The 19004-nt window shown below is 60.4% G+C and carries 18 protein-coding genes; 8 read left to right on the forward strand and 10 right to left on the reverse strand.

All coding sequences use genetic code 11. The features are described from left to right. Nucleotides 1–163 precede the first annotated feature (163 nt). The 4 genes from trkA to def are packed head-to-tail and all read right to left on the reverse strand — an operon-like array spanning nucleotide 164 to nucleotide 4390. Nucleotides 164–1537 carry a Trk system potassium transporter TrkA gene (gene trkA, locus ACYZTW_RS00990; RefSeq protein WP_149628582.1) on the reverse strand — a complete coding sequence of 458 codons (1374 nt, stop codon included), beginning with the start codon at nucleotides 1535–1537 and terminating at the stop codon, nucleotides 164–166. Between the two features lie 22 nt (nucleotides 1538–1559). After that, complete coding sequence (gene rsmB / locus ACYZTW_RS00995) at nucleotides 1560–2870, reverse strand: 16S rRNA (cytosine(967)-C(5))-methyltransferase RsmB (RefSeq protein WP_462003383.1); 1311 nt, start codon at nucleotides 2868–2870, stop codon at nucleotides 1560–1562. Continuing rightward, a complete protein-coding gene (gene fmt / locus ACYZTW_RS01000; RefSeq protein ID WP_462003384.1) occupies nucleotides 2867–3826 on the reverse strand; it encodes a methionyl-tRNA formyltransferase in 960 nt (319 codons plus the stop codon). The genes rsmB and fmt overlap by 4 nt, the downstream gene beginning before the upstream one ends. 57 nt (nucleotides 3827–3883) lie before the next feature. Then, the gene (gene def, locus ACYZTW_RS01005) at nucleotides 3884–4390 is read right to left on the reverse strand and encodes a peptide deformylase (RefSeq protein ID WP_462003385.1); all 507 of its coding nucleotides are present in this window, start codon (nucleotides 4388–4390) and stop codon (nucleotides 3884–3886) included. 171 nt (nucleotides 4391–4561) lie between these two features. Between def and ACYZTW_RS01010 the strand changes: the two genes are divergently transcribed. From ACYZTW_RS01010 to ACYZTW_RS01020, 3 genes are all read left to right on the forward strand, one after another. Beyond that, the gene (locus ACYZTW_RS01010) at nucleotides 4562–5587 is read left to right on the forward strand and encodes a LysM peptidoglycan-binding domain-containing protein (protein ID WP_462003386.1); all 1026 of its coding nucleotides are present in this window, start codon (nucleotides 4562–4564) and stop codon (nucleotides 5585–5587) included. Nucleotides 5588–5667: 80 nt separating this feature from the next. Further along, nucleotides 5668–6768, forward strand: coding sequence for a DNA-processing protein DprA (gene dprA, locus ACYZTW_RS01015; protein ID WP_462003387.1), 1101 nt, complete (start codon nucleotides 5668–5670; stop codon nucleotides 6766–6768). Nucleotides 6769–6822: 54 nt separating this feature from the next. Next, nucleotides 6823–7380 (forward strand): L-threonylcarbamoyladenylate synthase, encoded by a 558-nt coding sequence (locus ACYZTW_RS01020; protein ID WP_462003388.1) that lies wholly within the window; start codon nucleotides 6823–6825, stop codon nucleotides 7378–7380. Between the two features lie 99 nt (nucleotides 7381–7479). Here the strand turns inward: ACYZTW_RS01020 and ACYZTW_RS01025 are convergent, their stop codons facing one another. Next, nucleotides 7480–8457, reverse strand: coding sequence for an NADPH:quinone reductase (locus tag ACYZTW_RS01025; protein WP_462003389.1), 978 nt, complete (start codon nucleotides 8455–8457; stop codon nucleotides 7480–7482). Nucleotides 8458–8636: 179 nt separating this feature from the next. On the opposite strand from ACYZTW_RS01025, the gene hemF reads away from it, so the two are divergent. Both hemF and aroE read left to right on the forward strand, forming a co-directional pair. Then, a complete protein-coding gene (gene hemF, locus ACYZTW_RS01030; protein ID WP_462003390.1) occupies nucleotides 8637–9551 on the forward strand; it encodes an oxygen-dependent coproporphyrinogen oxidase in 915 nt (304 codons plus the stop codon). 13 nt (nucleotides 9552–9564) lie between these two features. Further along, nucleotides 9565–10386, forward strand: coding sequence for a shikimate dehydrogenase (gene aroE / locus ACYZTW_RS01035; protein ID WP_462003391.1), 822 nt, complete (start codon nucleotides 9565–9567; stop codon nucleotides 10384–10386). On the opposite strand, the gene ACYZTW_RS01040 is transcribed toward aroE, so the two are convergent. The 3 genes from ACYZTW_RS01040 to betC all read right to left on the reverse strand — a co-directional run bounded on the left by ACYZTW_RS01040 (nucleotide 10383) and on the right by betC (nucleotide 14677). Then, on the reverse strand, nucleotides 10383–11951 hold the full coding sequence (locus tag ACYZTW_RS01040; RefSeq protein WP_462003392.1) for a SulP family inorganic anion transporter: 1569 nt from the start codon (nucleotides 11949–11951) through the stop codon (nucleotides 10383–10385). The two genes, aroE and ACYZTW_RS01040, sit on opposite strands and share 4 nt — an antisense overlap. 274 nt (nucleotides 11952–12225) lie before the next feature. Further along, on the reverse strand, nucleotides 12226–13146 hold the full coding sequence (choX, locus tag ACYZTW_RS01045) for a choline ABC transporter substrate-binding protein (RefSeq protein ID WP_462003393.1): 921 nt from the start codon (nucleotides 13144–13146) through the stop codon (nucleotides 12226–12228). Nucleotides 13147–13162: 16 nt separating this feature from the next. After that, nucleotides 13163–14677, reverse strand: a complete 1515-nt coding sequence (betC, locus tag ACYZTW_RS01050; protein WP_462003394.1) for a choline-sulfatase — start codon at nucleotides 14675–14677, stop codon at nucleotides 13163–13165. A gap of 114 nt (nucleotides 14678–14791) precedes the next feature. Between betC and ACYZTW_RS01055 the strand changes: the two genes are divergently transcribed. After that, complete coding sequence (locus ACYZTW_RS01055) at nucleotides 14792–15742, forward strand: choline sulfate utilization transcriptional regulator (protein ID WP_095126794.1); 951 nt, start codon at nucleotides 14792–14794, stop codon at nucleotides 15740–15742. 108 nt (nucleotides 15743–15850) lie between these two features. Here the strand turns inward: ACYZTW_RS01055 and ACYZTW_RS01060 are convergent, their stop codons facing one another. Then, a complete protein-coding gene (locus tag ACYZTW_RS01060; protein WP_462003395.1) occupies nucleotides 15851–16516 on the reverse strand; it encodes an NAD(P)-dependent oxidoreductase in 666 nt (221 codons plus the stop codon). Between the two features lie 81 nt (nucleotides 16517–16597). On the opposite strand from ACYZTW_RS01060, the gene ACYZTW_RS01065 reads away from it, so the two are divergent. Beyond that, the gene (locus ACYZTW_RS01065; RefSeq protein WP_462003396.1) at nucleotides 16598–16924 is read left to right on the forward strand and encodes a DOPA 4,5-dioxygenase family protein; all 327 of its coding nucleotides are present in this window, start codon (nucleotides 16598–16600) and stop codon (nucleotides 16922–16924) included. A 5-nt stretch (nucleotides 16925–16929) separates the two neighbouring features. Here the strand turns inward: ACYZTW_RS01065 and ACYZTW_RS01070 are convergent, their stop codons facing one another. Continuing rightward, complete coding sequence (locus tag ACYZTW_RS01070; RefSeq protein ID WP_462003397.1) at nucleotides 16930–17331, reverse strand: GFA family protein; 402 nt, start codon at nucleotides 17329–17331, stop codon at nucleotides 16930–16932. Between the two features lie 319 nt (nucleotides 17332–17650). Here ACYZTW_RS01070 and ACYZTW_RS01075 point away from each other — a divergent pair, with 319 nt between their 5' ends. Further along, nucleotides 17651–18958 (forward strand): CitMHS family transporter, encoded by a 1308-nt coding sequence (locus ACYZTW_RS01075; RefSeq protein ID WP_462003398.1) that lies wholly within the window; start codon nucleotides 17651–17653, stop codon nucleotides 18956–18958. The last annotated feature ends 46 nt before the right edge of the window (nucleotides 18959–19004 follow it).

Below are 19004 nucleotides of genomic sequence, written 5' to 3' on the forward strand. Positions count from 1 at the left end.
TGAGGAGAATCAGGAAGGGATGTTTCTCTGAAAGACCGCTTTCGCGAGCAAGCTCGCTCCCACAGTAGATCTTCAGTGAACGCATATTTTGAGTACGGTAAAAACCCATTGTGGGAGCGAGCCTGCTCGCGAAGAGGCCCGCTCGGCCACCGCAAATCCCGGATCAGAAGAAGCTCAGCCCCACATGAAACAACTTCTCCACATCCCGAATATGCTTCTTATCCACAAGGAACAGAATCACATGGTCGCCCGCCGCGATCACTGTGTCGTCGTGGGCAATGATCACCTCTTCGTCGCGGATGATTGCGCCGATGGTGGTGCCCGGCGGCAAGCCAATGTTCTCAATGGCCTTGCCGATGACCTTACTCGACTTCTCATCACCGTGGGCAATCGCCTCGATGGCCTCCGCCGCGCCCCGGCGCAATGAGTGCACGCTGACGATATCGCCGCGGCGCACGTGCGCGAGCAAGGTGCCGATGGTCGCCAATTGCGGGCTGATGGCGATGTCGATATCGCCGCCCTGAATCAGGTCGACGTAGGCCGGGTTGTTGATGATGGTCATCACCTTCTTCGCACCCAGGCGCTTGGCCAGCAGCGAGGACATGATGTTGGCTTCGTCGTCGTTGGTCAGGGCCAGGAAAAGGTCAGCGTCTGCGATGTTCTCTTCCAGCAGCAGATCCCGATCCGAAGCGCTGCCTTGCAGAACCACGGTGCTGTCGAGGGTGTCCGAGAGATGACGGCAGCGCGCCGGGTTCATCTCGATGATCTTCACTTGGTAACGGCTTTCGATGGCCTCGGCCAGACGTTCACCAATCTGCCCGCCGCCAGCGATGACGATGCGCTTGTAGCTCTCATCGAGGCGGCGCATTTCGCTCATCACCGCGCGAATATTCGCCTTGGCGGCGATGAAAAAGACTTCGTCGTCCGCCTCGATCACCGTATCGCCCTGAGGCAGGATCGGCCGATCGCGACGGAAAATCGCCGCGACGCGGGTTTCGACATTCGGCATGTGTTCACGCAACTGGCGCAGTTGCTGGCCTACCAACGGTCCGCCGTAGTACGCCTTGACCGCCACCAATTGGGCTTTGCCTTCGGCGAAGTCGATCACCTGCAAGGCGCCGGGATGCTGGATCAGGCGCTTGATGTAGTTGGTGACCACTTGTTCCGGGCTGATCAGCACGTCCACCGGAATCGCTTCGTTGTCGAACAGCTCGGAGCGAGTCAGGTACGCAGCTTCGCGCACCCGGGCGATTTTGGTCGGGGTGTGAAACAGGGAGTGGGCAACCTGGCAGGCAATCATGTTGGTTTCGTCGCTGTTGGTCACCGCCACCAGCATGTCGGCGTCGTCCGCGCCGGCCTGGCGCAGCACCGTCGGCAGTGAGCCGCGGCCCTGCACGGTGCGGATGTCCAGCCGATCGCCGAGGTCGCGCAGGCGTTCGCCATCCGTGTCGACCACCGTGATGTCGTTGGCCTCGCTGGCCAAGTGTTCCGCCAGCGAACCGCCGACCTGCCCTGCGCCGAGGATGATGATTTTCATCCAGTCACTCCCTTAAAACCCATTAACCGCGCGCGGCGGCGATCTTGATCAGCTTGGCGTAGTAGAACCCGTCGTGGCCGCCGTCCTGGGCCAGCAATTGGCGACCGTGAGGCTGCTTGATGCCGGCTTGGGTGGCGAGGTCCAGTTCGCGGGCGCCCGGCGTGCGAGCGAGGAAGGCCTTGATGACTTCAGTGTTCTCGGTCGGCAGCGTGGAGCAGGTGGCGTAAAGCAGAATTCCACCGACTTCCAAAGTTATCCACAGGGCGTCGAGCAGCTCACCTTGAAGCACCGCCAGAGCAGCGATGTCGTCCGGTTGGCGAGTCAGCTTGATGTCGGGATGACGACGGATGACGCCGGTGGCCGAGCATGGCGCGTCCAGCAGAATGCGCTGGAACGGTTTGCCGTCCCACCAGGTGGCGGTGTCGCGGCCGTCGGCGGCGATCAGCTCGGCGCTCAGGCCCAGGCGTGCGAGGTTTTCCCGCACCCGCACCAGACGCTTGGCTTCCAGGTCCACCGCCACCACGCCGGCGAGCGCCGGCTCGGCTTCAAGAATGTGGCAGGTCTTGCCGCCCGGTGCGCAGCAGGCGTCCAGCACCCGTTGGCCCGGTGCCAGGTCGAGCAGATCGGCGGCGAGCTGGGCGGCTTCGTCCTGCACGCTGATCCAGCCTTCGGCGAAACCCGGCAAGCTGCGCACGTCGGTGGCGGCGTCGAGAATGATGCCGTCCTGACTGTAAGTGCACGGCGTGGCGGCGATGCCGGCGGCGGTCAGCAACTCGAGATAAGCATCGCGACTGTGATGACGACGGTTGACCCGCAGGATCATCGGCGGATGCGCGTTGTTCGCTGCACAAATGGCTTCCCATTGTTCAGGCCAGAAGGCTTTCAGGGATTTTTGCAGCCAGCGCGGGTGGGCAGTGCGCACCACCGGATCGTGTTCCAGCTCCGCCAGCAGCGCTTCGCTTTCACGCTGGGCGCGGCGCAAAACGGCGTTGAGCAAGGCCTTGGCCCAGGGCTTTTTCAGCTTGTCGGCGCAACCCACGGTTTCACCGATGGCGGCATGGGCCGGAACCCGGGTGTAGAGCAATTGGTAGAGACCGACCAGCAACAGCGCTTCGACATCGGCGTCGGCTGCCTTGAACGGCTTCTGCAACAACTTGGCCGCCAGCGCCGACAAACGCGGCTGCCAGCGCGCGGTGCCGAACGCCAGGTCTTGGGTGAAGCCGCGGTCGCGGTCTTCAACCTTGTCCATTTGTGTCGGCAGGGAACTGTTGAGTGAGGCTTTTCCGTTAAGAACAGCAGCCAGTGCCTTGGCGGCGGCCAGACGTGGATTCATTGAGCGTCCGCCGCTTGACCGAGGACGGTGCCGACGGCGAATTTCTCACGACGGCTGTTGAACAAGTCGCTGAAGTTCAGCGCCTTGCCGCCGGGCAATTGCAGACGGGTCAGACACAGGGCTTGCTCACCGCACGCGACGATCAAACCATCCTTGCTGGCGCTGAGGATTTCCCCCGGTGCGCCCTGCCCTTCAGCGAGACTGGCGGCCAACACCTTCAATGCTTCGCCATTCAGCGTGCTGTGGCAGATCGGCCATGGATTGAAGGCGCGGACCAGACGTTCCAGCTCAACCGCCGGGCGGCTCCAGTCGATGCGCGCCTCGTCCTTGTTCAATTTGTGCGCGTAGGTGGCGAGGCTGTCGTCCTGCACTTCGCCTTCCAGCGTGCCGGCGGCGAGGCCGGCGATTGCTTGAATGACGGCGGGTGGACCCATTTCCGCCAGACAGTCGTGGAGGCTGCCGCCGGTGTCTTCACCGGTGATCGGCGTGGTGACTTTCAGCAGCATCGGCCCGGTGTCGAGGCCCAGTTCCATGCGCATCACGGTCACGCCGCTTTCGCTGTCGCCCGCTTCGACGGCACGCTGGATCGGCGCCGCTCCGCGCCAGCGTGGCAGCAAGGAGGCGTGGCTGTTGATGCAGCCCAGGCGCGGAATATCCAGCACCCCTTGCGGCAGGATCAGGCCATAGGCAACCACCACCAGCAAGTCCGGCTTCAGCGCAGCCAGTTCGGCCTGAGCGTCGTCGTTGCGCAGGGTTGGTGGTTGCAGCACCGGGATGTTGTTCTCGAGAGCCAACTGCTTGACCGGACTTGGCATCAACTTTTGCCCGCGACCCGCCGGACGGTCCGGTTGGGTGTAGACCGCAACGATCTCGTAAGGGCTGTCGAGCAGGGCCTTGAGGTGTTCGGCGGCGAATTCCGGGGTGCCGGCAAAGACGATGCGCAGTGGCTCAGTCATTCAAAAGGTCTCGCAAAAGAAAAAGGCTTGCCGCAGCAAGCCTTTGAAAGGAGGGCATCAAGCGTTCTGGCGATGGAGCTTTTCCAGTTTCTTCTTGATTCGGTCGCGTTTGAGATTGGACAGGTAGTCGACGAACAATTTGCCATTCAGGTGGTCGCATTCATGCTGGATGCACACGGCGAGCAGTCCTTCGGCGATCAGTTCGTAAGGCTGGCCGTCGCGGTCCAGGGCCTTGATTTTGACCTTCTGTGGGCGATCGACGTTTTCGTAGAAGCCCGGCACCGAGAGGCAGCCTTCCTGATATTGCTCCATCTCGTCGGTCAGGGTTTCGAACTCGGGGTTGATGAACACCCGTGGTTCGCTGCGGTCTTCGGAGAGGTCCATCACGACGATACGTTTGTGCACGTTGACCTGGGTCGCGGCGAGGCCGATGCCTGGCGCTTCATACATTGTTTCAAACATGTCATCGACCAACTGACGCACTTCGTCGTCCACTACGGCCACAGGTTTGGCGATAGTGCGCAGGCGCGAATCGGGATATTCGAGGATGTCTAAAATGGCCATAAGCTTAATTGCTGCACGTGTGAGGTAATGTCGGGTCGATGGCCTGGCGGGTCCGAAGATGCAGGCTACCGTTGTAAAACGTAGCTCCCTTTCTTTTCAGGAAAGAGCCGGGAGCGAGCCACGAGGGCTCCGGCGTTTCACGCGAACGTACATAATAAAGGGATTCACCGCATGAGGAAATCACTACTCGCCTTGCTCCTTCTGGCCTCGGCCGGTTTGGCGCACGGGCAAGTGCAACTCAAGGAAGGTTTTCCACAGCAATACACCGTGGTATCCGGTGACACACTTTGGGACATATCGGGGAAATTCCTTCGTGAACCGTGGAAATGGCCGGAGCTCTGGCAGGCTAATCCACAGATCGAAAACCCCAATCTCATTTACCCCGGCGACTCGCTGTCGCTGGTCTACGTCAACGGGCAGCCACGCCTGACCCTCAACCGCGGCGCTTCCCGGGGCACCATCAAGCTGTCGCCACGCATCCGCAGCAGCCCGGTTGCCGATGCCATCCCGAGCATTCCGCTGCAATCGATCAACAGCTTTCTGCTGAGCAACCGCATCGTCGACACGGTCGAGGACTTCGACAAGGCGCCTTATATCGTCGCCGGCGATGCTGAACGCGTGCTCAGTGGCACCGGTGACCGAATCTTCGCTCGCGGGCGCTTCGACCCGGCTCAGCCGGTTTACGGCATCTTCCGTCAGGGCAAGGTCTACACCGATCCTGTCAGTAAAGAATTTTTGGGGATCAATGCCGACGACATCGGCGGCGGGGAGATTGTGGCCACCGAAGGCGACGTCGCCACCCTGGCGCTGCAACGAACCACCCAGGAAGTCCGCCTCGGCGACCGCTTGTTCAGCGGTGAAGAGCGATCGATCAACTCGACCTTCATGCCCAGTGCGCCAAAAACCGAGATCAACGGGTTGATCATCGACGTGCCGCGCGGGGTTACCCAAATTGGCGCACTGGATGTGGTCACGCTGAACAAGGGCCGGCGCGATGGCCTCGCCGAAGGCAATGTGCTGGTGGTGATGAAAACCGGCGAGACCGTGCGTGACCGGATCACCGGTCAGCCACTGAAAATCCCGGATGAGCGCGCCGGTTTGCTGATGGTTTTCCGCACCTACGACAAGCTCAGCTACGGGCTGGTGCTCAACGCATCACGCTCCCTGGCGATCTGGGACAAGGTGCGAAATCCTTAAGCAGGCTCCACAAGTTACCAACAGAGTTATCCACAGCTTATTCCCGTTTGAACGGGGCTCATAACGATCAAGGATGATCCATGTCGCTGTCTGCTTTTGCACCGGTTTCCCCTGCGGAACTGGAAGCTCGTTTACGTTTGCATCGCTTGCCGGAACTCGGCCCTGCACGTTTCAAGAAATTGCTTGAGGCTTTCGGCTCGGCGTCCAAGGCTATTAGCGCGCCGGCCAGTGCCTGGCGTTCGCTGGGTTTGCCCCTCGCTTGTGCGGAGGCCAGGCGCTCCAGTGAAATCCGTGATGGCGCGGGCCACGCATTGGCCTGGTTAGAGCGTCCGGGCCAGCATTTACTGATGTGGGACCAATCTGACTATCCGGCATTGCTGGCGGAAATCAGTGATGCGCCGCCGCTGTTATTCGTTGCCGGCGATCCGGGCATTCTGGAAAAACCGCAGCTGGCGATGGTCGGCAGCCGTCGCGCTTCGCGGCCGGGCATGGACACCGCCGCCGCCTTTTCCCGCAGTTTGGCCGGCGCCGGTTTTGTCATTACCAGCGGTCTGGCGCTGGGCATTGATGCTGCCGCGCATCAAGCTGCTTTGGACGTGGGCGGGCGAACGGTCGGTGTACTTGGCACGGGACTTGAAAAGTTTTATCCACAGCGCAATCGACGGCTGGCAGACGCGATGATCGCCTCGGGCAGCGCAGTGCTTTCGGAGTTCCCGCTGGACGCCGGACCGACCGCCAGTAACTTCCCCCGGCGCAATCGGATCATCAGCGGTTTATCCCTCGGCGTGCTGGTGGTCGAGGCGAGTGTCGCCAGCGGTTCGTTGATCACCGCGAGGCTGGCGGCGGAACAAGGGCGTGAGGTGTATGCAATTCCAGGGTCAATCCACCACCCGGGCGCAAAGGGTTGTCATCAGCTGATCCGCGACGGCGCGGTGCTGGTAGAAACCATCGAGCATATCCTCGAAGCGTTGCGCGGCTGGCAGCAGTTGCCGTTATCCACAGCGACACCAGCGGTGACACATCCGTTGCTCATGCTGCTGCATGCCGCGCCCCATACCAGTGAAGCGTTGTCCGTTACCAGCGGCTGGGCCTTGCCCAAAGTGCTGGCAGCGCTGACGGAACTGGAAATGGATGGCCGGGCGGTCTGCGAAAGCGGGCGCTGGTTTGCGCGGGTGAGCTAGGTTTTATAAGGAAGATCGGTAAACTGCGCAGAGCCTTATTCCGGAGAGTTTTTCATGGTTAACAGTTGGCGTGTGCAACAAGCCGCACGAGCCATTCGCGCAGGCGCGGTGATTGCCTACCCAACCGAAGCTGTCTGGGGCCTGGGTTGCGACCCGTGGGACGAAGAAGCGGTGGACCGTCTGCTGCTGATCAAGGGACGGTCTGTGGATAAGGGCCTGATTCTGGTCGCCGACAATATCCGTCAGTTCGACTTCCTTTTCGAAGACTTCCCGGAACTGTGGATGGACCGCATGGCCAGCACTTGGCCGGGGCCGAACACCTGGCTGGTGCCGCATCAGAATTTGTTGCCCGAGTGGATTACCGGCGTGCATGAAACGGTGGCGTTGCGGGTCAGTGATCATCCGCAGGTGCGGGATTTGTGCGCGTTGGTGGGGCCGCTGGTGTCGACCTCGGCCAATCCACAGGGCCGGCCGGCAGCGCGCACACGAATTCGCGTGGAGCAATATTTCCGTGGGCAGGTTGATTTGGTGCTGGGCGGTAACCTCGGGGGACGCAAGAACCCGAGCGTGATCCGCGATCTGGCGACGGGCAAGGTTTTGCGCCCGGATTGATACCGCAGCGCGGCCATTCGCGAGCAGGCTCGCTCCCACAGGGTATTTGTGATCAACACATAACCAATGTGGGAGCGAGCCTGCTCGCGAAAGCGTCCCTCAAGGCAACAGAACAGTCGAGCCAGTCGTACGCCGCGCCGACAACTCGGTCTGCGCCTTCGCCGCTTCAGCCAATGGATACTTCTGGCTGATGTCCACCTTCAGCTTGCCGCTGATGATCATCTCGAATAGCTCATCCGCCATACGCTGCAAGTTCTCGGCGTTATTGGCGTAAGTCGCGAGCGTAGGCCGGGTCACGTACAACGAACCCTTCGCCGACAGAATTCCCAGGTTCACCCCGTCTACCGCGCCCGACGCATTGCCGAAGCTCACCACCAGACCGCGAGGCGCCGCGCTATCAAGCGAAGTCAGCCAAGTGTCCTTACCCACGCCGTCGTACACCACCGGGACTTTTTTCCCGTCAGTCAATTCCAGTACGCGCTGTGCGACGTTTTCATGGCTGTAGTCGATGGTTGCCCAAGCACCGTTGGCCTTGGCCAGTGCGGCTTTCTCCGGTGAGCTGACCGTGCCGATCAACTTCACGCCCAAGGCCTTGGCCCATTGGCAAGCCAGGGAACCGACACCACCGGCCGCGGCGTGAAACAGGATGGTTTCGCCACCCTTGAGTTCATACGTCTGACGCAGCAGGTACTGCACGGTCAGGCCCTTGAGCATTACGCCGGCGGCCTGTTCGAAGCTGATTGCGTCCGGCAGAAGCACCAGATTGGCCTCCGGCAACACGTGAACGTCGCTGTAGGCGCCCAATGGGCCGCTGCCATACGCCACGCGGTCACCGACCTTGAACCGGGTGACTTCACTGCCCACCGCCTCGACCACGCCCGCGCCTTCCGAGCCCAGGCCCGATGGCAGGGCTGGCGGCGCATAGAGGCCGCTGCGGAAATAGGTATCGATGAAATTCAGGCCGATGGCCTTGTTGGTCACGCGGACCTGCTGCGGGCCGGGCTCGGCGGGTTGGTAATCGACATACTCGAGCACTTCGGGGCCGCCGTGGGCGCGGAACTGGATACGCTTAGCCATCAGAACTCTCCTTAGGTCTTAGCTACTAGAGTTGTAGCGCGAAGCTCCCTATCGGACTCCTATGCTTGATCTTCGTCAACTGCGACGGGTGCACCTGCGATGTTATGCTACGCGCCCATTTGCGCCGGCCCCCGCTCCAATGGAGCGCCGCGTAGCTTTGCCCGATTCAAGGTGATGACATGACAACCCGCACCGAGGCCGTAAAAGCCTACCTGCTCGACCTGCAAGACCGCATTTGCGCGGCCCTCGAAGCTGAAGATGGCGGCACGCACTTCGTCGAAGACGCCTGGACCCGGCCTGCCGGTGGCGGCGGTCGCACTCGGGTGATCGAAAACGGCGCGGTCATCGAAAAGGGCGGCGTCAACTTTTCCCACGTCTTCGGCAGCGGTCTTCCTCCGTCTGCCAGCGCTCATCGGCCAGAATTGGCCGGCCGTGGCTTCGAAGCCCTTGGCGTCTCTTTGGTTATTCACCCGCACAACCCGTATGTGCCGACGTCCCACGCCAACGTGCGCTTTTTCATCGCTGAAAAAGAAGGCGAAGAACCGGTCTGGTGGTTCGGCGGCGGCTTCGACCTGACGCCTTATTACGGCAATGAAGAAGACTGCGTGCACTGGCACCGCGTCGCCGAGCAGGCCTGCGCGCCGTTCGGTCCAGATGTTTACTCGCGCTACAAGGCCTGGTGCGACAGCTACTTCCACATCAAACATCGCCACGAGCCGCGCGGCATCGGCGGCCTGTTCTTCGATGACTTGAACGAGTGGGACTTCGACACCAGTTTTGCCTTCATGCGTGCCATCGGTGATGCGTTCATCGACGCCTACCTGCCCATCGTGCAGCGCCGCAAAAACGATGCGTTTACCGCCAAACAGCGTGAATTCCAGGAATTCCGCCGTGGGCGCTACGTTGAATTCAACCTGGTCTACGACCGCGGTACGCTGTTCGGTCTGCAATCGGGCGGGCGTACCGAGTCGATCCTGATGTCTCTGCCACCGCAAGTACGCTGGGGCTACGACTGGAAAGTCGAGCCGGGCAGCGAAGAAGCACGGCTGACCGAGTACTTCCTGCAAGACCGCGATTGGTTGGCCAACGCCTGAACGAGGAATCCTGATGGACCGTTACGTCGTATTTGGTAACCCGATTGGCCACAGCAAGTCGCCGCTGATCCACCGTCTGTTCGCCGAGCAGACCGCTCAAAAGCTCGACTACAGTACATTGCTGGCGCCCCTCGACGATTTTTCCACCTTCGCCCGGATGTTTTTCCTCGAAGGTCGCGGGGCGAATGTGACGGTGCCGTTCAAGGAAGAGGCCTATCGTCTGGCGAACAGTCTGACGGCGCGGGCGCAGCGCGCCGGTGCGGTGAACACCCTGAGCAAACTCGCTGATGGCAGCCTGCTGGGCGACAACACCGATGGCGCCGGACTGGTTCGGGACCTGACGGTCAACGCCGGTTTCAGCCTCAAAGGCAAACGCATCCTGCTGCTGGGTGCCGGTGGCGCGGTGCGCGGTGCGCTGGAGCCGTTGCTGGCCGAGCAACCCGCCTCGGTGGTCATCGCCAACCGCACGGTGGAAAAAGCCGAACTGCTGGCGGAATTGTTCGCGGACCTGGGGCCGGTGTCGGCCAGTGGTTTCGATTGGTTGAAGGAGTCGGTGGACCTGATCATCAACGCGACGTCCGCCAGTCTGTCAGGGGATGTACCGCCGATTGCCAGCAGTTTGATCGAGCCGGGTAAGACGGTTTGCTACGACATGATGTACGGCAAGGAGCCGACGTCGTTCTGTCGTTGGGCCACTGAACATGGCGCGGCCGTGTCGATGGATGGCTTGGGGATGTTGGCCGAACAGGCGGCAGAAGCCTTCTTCCTGTGGCGCGGCGTGCGCCCGGACACGGCGCCGGTGTTGGCCGAGTTGCGTCGGCAACTCGCGCTTTAATCCTCAAACCGGATCGGGCATTTCTCCGCCCCTTCCAGCTTCCTCAACTCTTCCACCACCTGCGGCCGCGCGCGCCGCAGGGTCAGGCTGCGATCCTGGCGCAATAGCCGTCGCGCTTCCTGGTGCAGCATCTCCACGCCTGAATAGTCGATGAAGTTGATTTGCTGCGCTTCGATCACCACGCGCGCGCCGTGCATCCGTTGCAGGCGTACTTGCAGGTAATGGCTGGCGCCGAAAAAGATCGAACCGCCAACCCGCAGGATGTCCTCATCCCCATCTCGCCAATGCTGGACCCGCGGTTGCGAGGTGCGTTTGAGGTAGAAGAACAGCGATGCCAGCACCCCGGCGTAGATCGCCGTCTGCAATTCCAGCAGCAGCGTGGCGACACAGGTCAGCGCCATGACCAGGAACTCGGCGCGGCTGACCCGCAACAACGCGCGAATGCCGCGATGATCCACCAGCCCCCAGGCGATCAACAAAATGCTGCCGGCCATGGCCGGAATCGGAATGTGCGCGATCAAATTCGCGCCGAAGATGGCAAACAGCGCCACCCACACCGCCGAAAAAACGCCGGCCATCGGCGAGCAGGCACCCGCTTCGTAGCTCAGGCCCGAGCGGGTGAAGGAACCGGCTGACAGCGATCCGGAAAAAAACGCTCCGACCATGTTCGATAAACCCTGGGCGCGGACTTCCTGATTGGCGTCGAGCAACTGCTGGGAGCGGGCTGACAAGGATCGGGCAATCGACAGACTGGTGACCAGCCCGAGCATGCCCACTGCCACCGCGCTGGGTAGCAAGCGCAGAATCAGGTCCAGATCCAGCGGCAGCGGGCTGAAGGGCGGCAGTCGGCCGACAAACGCGCTGACCAACTTCACATGGCCGAACATCGATGGCCAGAGCCAGACCAGCAATCCGCTCAGCACCAGGGTGATCAACAGTGTCGGCCAGCGTGGCAACAGCAGTTTCAACACCACGCCCACCACGACTGTCGCCAAGCCCAGCATTAGCGAAGGTTTATCCACTTCGCCGAGATGACTGAACAGCATCATCAAGCTGTTCAGCGCTGTTGCCTGGTTGGGCAAATCCAGCCCCAACAAATTCGGCAGTTGGCCGATGGCAATCACCACCGCCGCGCCGAGGGTGAAACCCAGCACCACCGAGTGCGAGACGAAATTCACCAAGGCGCCAAAGCGCAGCAAACCGAGCAGCCACTGGAAAATACCGGCAAGCAGCGTCAGTAACAGGATCAGGGTGACGTAGTCCTCTGACGCAGGAACGGCCAGAGGACTGACGCTGGCGTACAAGACAATCGAAATCGCCGCCGTAGGACCGCAGATCAAGTGCCACGAAGAACCCCAGAGACACGCAATCAGCACCGGAATAATCGCAGCGTATAGACCGTATTCCGGCGGGAGACCGGCGATCAGCGCGTAGGCAATGGATTGCGGCAGCGCGAGAATCGCACCGCTGAGGCCAACGATCAGATCGCGACCGACGCTGGCGCGGGTTTGCCGAGGCAACCAGCTGAGGAAAGGGAAGAGCGAATGGCGGCTTGGGAAGGCCATGGGTCCTCTCGGGTGGGGGTTTGCGCAAGGGTAGCAGGGTGTGAGGAGTGTCAGATGAATCCACCCCTCCTAACCCTCCCGAAACGTCGGACCGCCCCAGAAGGTAGAGGGGACTGACCGAGTTGTTTTCTCAAGCTACATCGACCTGAAATATCGAGGTGAACGCAGGATTTGAAAAGCATGGAGATCGGCCCCCTTTCCCCTCTCCCCCGTGGGGAGAGGGCTGGGGTGAGGGGGCGATCTTGAGCCAGGCACAGAATCCAGCACTACTCGATCAAAGTTTGGCTTTTACCGCCGGCAACGCATCCTTCCCATCTACGGTCTTCACCCCATCCAGCCACTTATCCAGCACCGCCGGATTAGCCTTGATCCACGCCTTGGCCGCATCAGCATTACTAACCTTCTTGTTCACCACCTCGGCCATGATGCTGTTCTCCATGTCCTGGGTGAAATTCAGGTTGGTGAGCAGTTTGCCAACGTTCGGGCAGGCCTGTGCATAACCTTTGCGGGTCAGGGTGTGGACGCTGCCGGTGTCGCCGAAGTACTTCTCGCCGCCCTTGAGGTAATGCATTTTCAGTTGCACGTTCATCGGGTGCGGGGTCCAGCCGAGGAAGGTCACGAACTTCTGTTTTTTCACCGCGCGAGACACTTCCGCCAGCATTGCCTGCTCGCTGGACTCGACCAGTTTCCACTGGCCCATGTCGAAGTCGTTCTTCTTGATGATTTCCTGCAAGGAGATGTTGGCGGGAGCGCCGGAGCCGATGCCGTAGATCTTCTTGTCGAACTTGTCGGCGTATTTGTTCAGGTCGGAAAAGTTATGCACACCCGCGTCCCAGACGTAATCCGGGACGGCGAGCGTGAACTCGGTGCCGTCGAGGTTCTTTGCCAGTTGCGTGACATCACCGGTGGCCACGAACTTGTCGTAGAAACCCTGCTGTGCCGGCATCCAGTTACCCAGAAACACATCGACCTGGCCATCTTTCAAGCCGCCAAAGGTGATCGGCACTGCAAGCGTGTCGACCTTGGCCTTATAGCCCATGCCGTCCAGCAGAAACCCGGTGATGGCGTTGGTCGCGGCAATGTCGCTCCAGCCAGGGTCGGCCATTTTCACCGTCTCGCAACTCTGATCGGCATACGCCGATGCACTGCCCAGAGCCAGAAGCCCGACCGTCATTGCTGTGGATAACCTACGCATGGCATTCCCCTTAACATTATTGGTTTTGGCAGGGTTGTGGATAACGTGCTTTGCGCTCCAGATCGTCGAGGTCGATGTGGTTGCGCATGTACTGCTGACTGGCGTCCACCAGCGGCTGGTGATCCCAGCTCTTGAGCTTGCCGATGGTTAACGCCTCGGCGACAAAACGTCGGCGCCGTTGGCTGGCGAGCACTTGTTGGTGAATCGTCGGGATATCCCACTTGGCCCGGGCTTCAGCGAGAAATTCATCGAAAAGCGGCCGATGTTGCGGCGATTGGCTGAGTTCTTCCAGTTCACGCGGGTCGTTGTGTACGTCGAAGAGTAGGCAAGGGTCGTCTTCGCTGTAGATGAATTTGTAGGCGCCGCGGCGAATCATCATCAGCGGGCTAATAGTGCCTTCGGCCATGTATTCACCGAAGACCTCGTCATGACCGCCCTGCCCTTGCAGGTGCGAAACCAGCGAGCGGCCATCCAGCGGCAGCCCCGGCTCCAGCGAACCGCCGGCCAGTTCCACGAAGGTCGGCAACAGATCGGCAGTAGAGACCGCCGCGCTGACCCGGCCAGCCCCGAATTGCCCCGGTGCACTGATCAACAGCGGCACGCGGGCGGCCATTTCGTACCAATGCATTTTGTACCAGAGACCACGCTCGCCGAGCATGTCGCCGTGGTCGCCGGAGAACACGATGATGGTGTCGTCTATCAGGCCGGTTTCCTCGAGTGTTTGCAGGAGTTTGCCGACGTTGCTGTCGATATAGCTGCACGCACCGAAGTACGCCCGGCGCGCATCGCGAATCTTATCCACAGGCAACGGTTTGTCCCACAGGTCGTAAACTTTGAGCAAACGCTGGGAGTGCGGATCAAGCTCGGTCTGCGCCGGGGTTTCGGGCAACGGGATGTCGGCGTCGTCGTACATATCCCAGAAGGCCTTGGGAATGGTGTACGGGTCGTGTGGGTGAGTCATCGAAACGGTCAGGCAAAACGGCTGATCGCCCTCCTCGCGGATGTGATCGAACAAATACTGTTGGGCCTTGAACACCACCTCTTCGTCGAAATCCAGCTGATTGGTGCGTACGCACGGCCCGGCTTGCAGCACCGAAGACATGTTGTGAAACCAGGTTGGACGCACGTCTGGCTCGTCCCAGTTCACAGACCAGCCGTAATCGGCCGGGTAGATGTCGCTGGTCAGGCGTTCTTCATAGCCGTGTAGCTGATCCGGGCCACAGAAATGCATCTTGCCCGACAGCGCGGTGCGGTAGCCGAGTCGACGCAGGTAGTGGGCATAAGTGGGTACGTCGGCGGGGAAATCGGCCGCGTTGTCGTAGGCGCCGATCTTGCTCGGCAATTGACCGCTGACCAGGGTAAAACGCGACGGCGCGCACAGTGGGCTGTTGCAATAAGCGGCGTCGAACACCACGCCTTCGGCGGCGAGGCGGCTGAGATTGGGCAGTTTGATGGGCGAAGGGCCGTAGAACGGCAACATTGGCGCGGCCATCTGATCGGCCATGATGAAAAGAATATTCTTGCGCTTCATGTGATCGCGGCATTCCATAGTGAATATTTATGCGAGAGTGCTGCGATCGAGCATGTAGCCCAAGCAATTTGTGGTAAAGCCCATGCGCGGCAATGACTAGGATAAGCACAGCTTATGTATGACGCCCTTGGTGATTTGTCTCTGGATTTGCTTCGCGCCTTTGAAGCGGCGGCCCGTCAGCGCAGTTTCACGGCTGCCGCGGTGGAGCTCGGCACCACGCAACCGGCTATCAGTCAGCAGATCAAACGGTTGGAAGAACAACTCGGAACGCGGCTGTTCGACCGGATCTATCGCGGCATCGAACTGACCGAGGCCGGGACGATCCTGTTTGAGCAGGTTCAGCTCGGATTGCAGAACATCGACGCAGGATTAAGCGCGATCAGTGCACAGCACCAACATGAAGTGTTGCAGGTCGCCACCGATTTCGCCTTCGCCGCGTATTGGCTGATGCCGCGCCTGCATCGCTTTCATGCCGCCAACCCTCAAGTGGACGTCAGCCTGGTCACCAGCGAACGCAGCCTCAACATGCTGCGCACCGATATTGATGTGGCGGTGTTGTTTGGTGATGGCCGATTCAAGCAGGGCGAAAGCCATTGGCTGTTCAGCGAAGAAGTCTTTCCGGTGTGCAGCCCGCTGCTGTTGAAGGATCGTCCCCTGCCCTTGCCATCCCAGTCATTGCTCGAGTTCCCGCTGCTGCACCTTCGAGGCGAAAACAGCAGCAACTGGTTCGACTGGAGCGGCGTGTTTCGCGAGTTGGGGATCGCTTCGGCGCCAGCGCCGGGACAATTGCGTTTCGACAATTACACGTTGCTGATCCAGGCGGCAATTGGCGGCCAAGGCGTGGCCATTGGCTGGCGGCACCTTGTGGATAACTTGCTGGCGCAAGGTTTGTTGTGTCGACCGATTGCGGAAACGGTCATTTCCAGGCTCGGCTATTACGTGGTCCTGCCCCAGCGAAAACGGCGTGGTGCGCTGATTCAACAGTTTGTGGACTGGCTGATGGCTGAGCAGGCCAGCAGTGCGCAATCGTTGAATGGCTTACCGTTGCCGTCGATTGCCGTTTAGAAGCGAAAAGATCGCAGCCTGCGGCAGCTCCTACAGGGGGGGGCCGCGCATGCCAAAGATCGATGTCGATACGTGGAGCCCTGTAGGAGCTGCCGCAGGCTGCGATCTTTACGGCTCTGAAGTCGCAACGAAATTCACATGCTCACCGACATGCAGGTTCAACCGCAACTCATCGGCAATCCCAACGGCCACCCGGCTCAACCGCTCAAGCGGTTCGGCGAGGCCAGGCTCCAGGCTGCTGCTGACGTGGCTGAAATGCTCGATGGTCAGCCCGGCCACTCCGCGTGGCGCATTCACCAGCGTCCAGTGCAAGGTGCTGCTCTGCAGGGCCTCGCGGATTTCTTCGGCGGCGTGGCGTTGTAGTCGATCTTCGATCTCCGGATCGTCCAGTACCTCGAAATCTCCGACCAGAAACAGCCGGGCAATTCCCGAGGCCTGCATGCCATCGATCAGAGCATCCACCGCCAGCACTTGCTCGACCGGGCCCGGCACGATGTATTTTTCCACGTGCTCGCTGTTCATCGGCAACCCGGGTGCATCCAGCAGACAGATCACTGCCGAACACCCGGCGACGCTCTGCTTGACCCGCTTGGCGTCGAACAAATCGCCGGTCTTGGTCCGCAATCCCGGGCGCGGCGCGAGGGCCGTCAGGTCATCGAGAATCGCGATCACTTCATGTTGGCGCCGCAGCATTTCAGCCATCAGCGCACTGCCCAGGCTACTCATGGCACCATAAAGCACCACTTTCACCACCGGGGTTTCGGCATTTTTCATGGCCGTGCTCCGTTCTTCCTACCTATATGCGTGTGACCTGTGGGAAACAACGCCGGTTCGACTCGGTTCAGAGGCTTTCAAATGCAGCGGATCAAGGGCTACCACGCCCATGTTTATTTCGACGCCAGCACCCTTTCTCAGGCGCGAGCCTTGTGTGAGCAGGCGGCGCAATTGTTTCCAGTGAAAATGGGGCGCGTCCATGAACGCCCGGTGGGCCCGCACCCGGACTGGAGCTGCCAGTTGGCTTTCGAGCCGCAATACATCGGCGACGTGCTGCCCTGGCTTGCGCTCAACCGCAAGGGTTTGGTGGTGTTCCTGCATCCGGACACCGGGAACGATCTGCTCGACCACACCGAGCATGCCATCTGGATGGGCGCCATTCGGCCGCTGGATCTGTCTATTTTTTGATCAGTTTACAACTGTTCCTCAGCTTCGCCGGGCAAATGTTCGTCCAGATGCAGCCAGGGCAGACGGTTGTCAGTCCAGATATGCCTGTCGGCGGGTGCCTGCTCGGGATGATCGAGGGTGGCGATGGTCACGTCGATGCTGTCCGGGCTCAGGTGCGAAACCAGCGCCAGCTGCGCGCCACAGTTGCCGCAGAAATACCGCACGCAGGTTGTTGATGAGTCGTACTGCGCGGGTGTCCCTTTCACCCATTCAAAGGCTGACGCGGGCACGGTGATCCAAGTGGTCACGATCCCGCCGCTGACCCGTCGGCAAATCGAACAATGACAATGGGCGATGTCGTGCAAGGGCCCGCTGAATTGATAGCGCAGATGTCCGCAATGGCAGCCGCCCGTATGAATTTCGGCCATGTTTTTTCCTCCTGCCCTGTGTTCAGGGACTCGAAACCCGTCCGACGACCGGTTGCACATCTGGTCAATACGTTCATCCGCGAAAGCTGGGTGAAAGCTTCCCCGATTAGGATCGCCCCCACTGCCGGCAACAGACCGGTTGGCCAATGTGAGTGTTCGATTGCTTGCACGGTCCATTTAACAACAACAATGGTGATCCTGATGTCCTCTTCTACCCGCCGCTTCGCTGTCACTCCGCCCATACGCCTTGTGCTTCCCGTTCTGCGCTGACCCACCCGGTTCGCCCATTCCCTAGCCGCGCTATGCCTGGAGTATTCCCATGCTGACTTTCCTTGGCTTTGCCATGGTCATCACCTTCATGTTCCTGATCATGACCAAGCGCCTTTCCGCGCTGATCGCTCTGATCATCATCCCGATTCTGTTCGCGCTGTTCGGTGGTTTTGCGCCGAAGATCGGCCCGATGATGCTCGAAGGCATCACCAAGCTCGCACCGACCGGTGTGATGCTGATGTTCGCCATTCTGTACTTCGCCCTGATGATCGACTCCGGCCTGTTCGACCCGGCCGTGCGCAAGATCCTCAAACTGGTCAAGGGCGACCCGTTGAAAGTTTCGGTCGGCACCGCCGTACTGGCGCTGATCGTGTCCATGGACGGCGACGGCGCAACCACTTACATGATCTGCGTGGCCGCCATGCTGCCGCTCTACGCTCGCATCGGCATGAGCCCGCGAATCATGGCCGGTCTGATCATCCTCGCCGGTGGCGTGATGAACATGACGCCATGGGGCGGCCCGACCGCGCGTGCGGCCAGTGCGTTGCATGTGGACCCGTCCGACATCTTCGTACCCATGATTCCGGCGATGGCTTTCGGGGTGGTGGCCATCCTCATGATTGCCTACTTCTATGGCAAGCGTGAGCGTGCGCGCCTGGGTGAGCTGCACCTGGTGGGCGATGAAATCGACCACAGTGAAATCACCGTTTCGCAATTCCCGGATGCTCGTCGTCCGAATTTGATCTGGTTCAACGGCGCCCTGACCCTGGCTCTGATGGGCACCCTGGTCGCCGGTCTGTTGCCGCTGCCCGTGCTGTTTATGGTGGCTTTCAGTATCGCGATGATCGTCAACTACCCGTGCCTGCAACAGCAGAAGGACCGTGTCTCGGCTCACGCCGGTAGCGTGTTGGCGGTGGTCGGTTTGATCTTCGCGGCCGGTATCTTCACCGGTATCCTGTCGGGCACCGGCATGGTCGATGCGATGTCGAAAAGCCTGTTGGCGGTCATCCCGGACTTCCTCGGCCCGTACCTGGCGGTGATCACTGCACTGGTGAGCATGCCGTTCACATTCTTCATGTCGAACGATGCATTTTATTACGGCGTGTTACCGGTACTTGCGGAAGCCGCCAGCCATTACGGTATAACCGCGGTTGAAATGGCACGTGCCTCGATCGTCGGTCAGCCCGTCCACCTGTTGAGCCCGCTGGTACCATCGACCTACCTGTTGGTGGCCCTGGCCGGTATCGACTTCGGTGATCACCAGCGTTTCACCCTGAAGTGGGCAGTGCTGGTTTGCGTGTGCATACTGATCGCCGCTTTGCTGATGGGGATTTTTCCGCTGTTCAGCACGCTATAAGCCCAAGTCTCACCATGACGGGTCCAGGCTTTGTTGTTTGAAGCCT

The organism is Pseudomonas sp. LB3P25, from assembly GCF_054897985.1.

Bases quoted from the DNA above. Each gene is read 5' to 3' on its own strand.
- trkA (WP_149628582.1), bottom strand. From the start codon at position 1,537: ATGAAAATCATCATCCTCGGCGCAGGGCAGGTCGGCGGTTCGCTGGCG.
- rsmB (WP_462003383.1), bottom strand. From the start codon at position 2,870: ATGAATCCACGTCTGGCCGCCGCCAAGGCACTGGCTGCTGTTCTTAAC.
- fmt (WP_462003384.1), bottom strand. From the start codon at position 3,826: ATGACTGAGCCACTGCGCATCGTCTTTGCCGGCACCCCGGAATTCGCC.
- def (WP_462003385.1), bottom strand. From the start codon at position 4,390: ATGGCCATTTTAGACATCCTCGAATATCCCGATTCGCGCCTGCGCACT.
- ACYZTW_RS01010 (WP_462003386.1), top strand. From the start codon at position 4,562: ATGAGGAAATCACTACTCGCCTTGCTCCTTCTGGCCTCGGCCGGTTTG.
- dprA (WP_462003387.1), top strand. From the start codon at position 5,668: ATGTCGCTGTCTGCTTTTGCACCGGTTTCCCCTGCGGAACTGGAAGCT.
- ACYZTW_RS01020 (WP_462003388.1), top strand. From the start codon at position 6,823: ATGGTTAACAGTTGGCGTGTGCAACAAGCCGCACGAGCCATTCGCGCA.
- ACYZTW_RS01025 (WP_462003389.1), bottom strand. From the start codon at position 8,457: ATGGCTAAGCGTATCCAGTTCCGCGCCCACGGCGGCCCCGAAGTGCTC.
- hemF (WP_462003390.1), top strand. From the start codon at position 8,637: ATGACAACCCGCACCGAGGCCGTAAAAGCCTACCTGCTCGACCTGCAA.
- aroE (WP_462003391.1), top strand. From the start codon at position 9,565: ATGGACCGTTACGTCGTATTTGGTAACCCGATTGGCCACAGCAAGTCG.
- ACYZTW_RS01040 (WP_462003392.1), bottom strand. From the start codon at position 11,951: ATGGCCTTCCCAAGCCGCCATTCGCTCTTCCCTTTCCTCAGCTGGTTG.
- choX (WP_462003393.1), bottom strand. From the start codon at position 13,146: ATGCGTAGGTTATCCACAGCAATGACGGTCGGGCTTCTGGCTCTGGGC.
- betC (WP_462003394.1), bottom strand. From the start codon at position 14,677: ATGAAGCGCAAGAATATTCTTTTCATCATGGCCGATCAGATGGCCGCG.
- ACYZTW_RS01055 (WP_095126794.1), top strand. From the start codon at position 14,792: ATGTATGACGCCCTTGGTGATTTGTCTCTGGATTTGCTTCGCGCCTTT.
- ACYZTW_RS01060 (WP_462003395.1), bottom strand. From the start codon at position 16,516: ATGAAAAATGCCGAAACCCCGGTGGTGAAAGTGGTGCTTTATGGTGCC.
- ACYZTW_RS01065 (WP_462003396.1), top strand. From the start codon at position 16,598: ATGCAGCGGATCAAGGGCTACCACGCCCATGTTTATTTCGACGCCAGC.
- ACYZTW_RS01070 (WP_462003397.1), bottom strand. From the start codon at position 17,331: ATGGCCGAAATTCATACGGGCGGCTGCCATTGCGGACATCTGCGCTAT.
- ACYZTW_RS01075 (WP_462003398.1), top strand. From the start codon at position 17,651: ATGCTGACTTTCCTTGGCTTTGCCATGGTCATCACCTTCATGTTCCTG.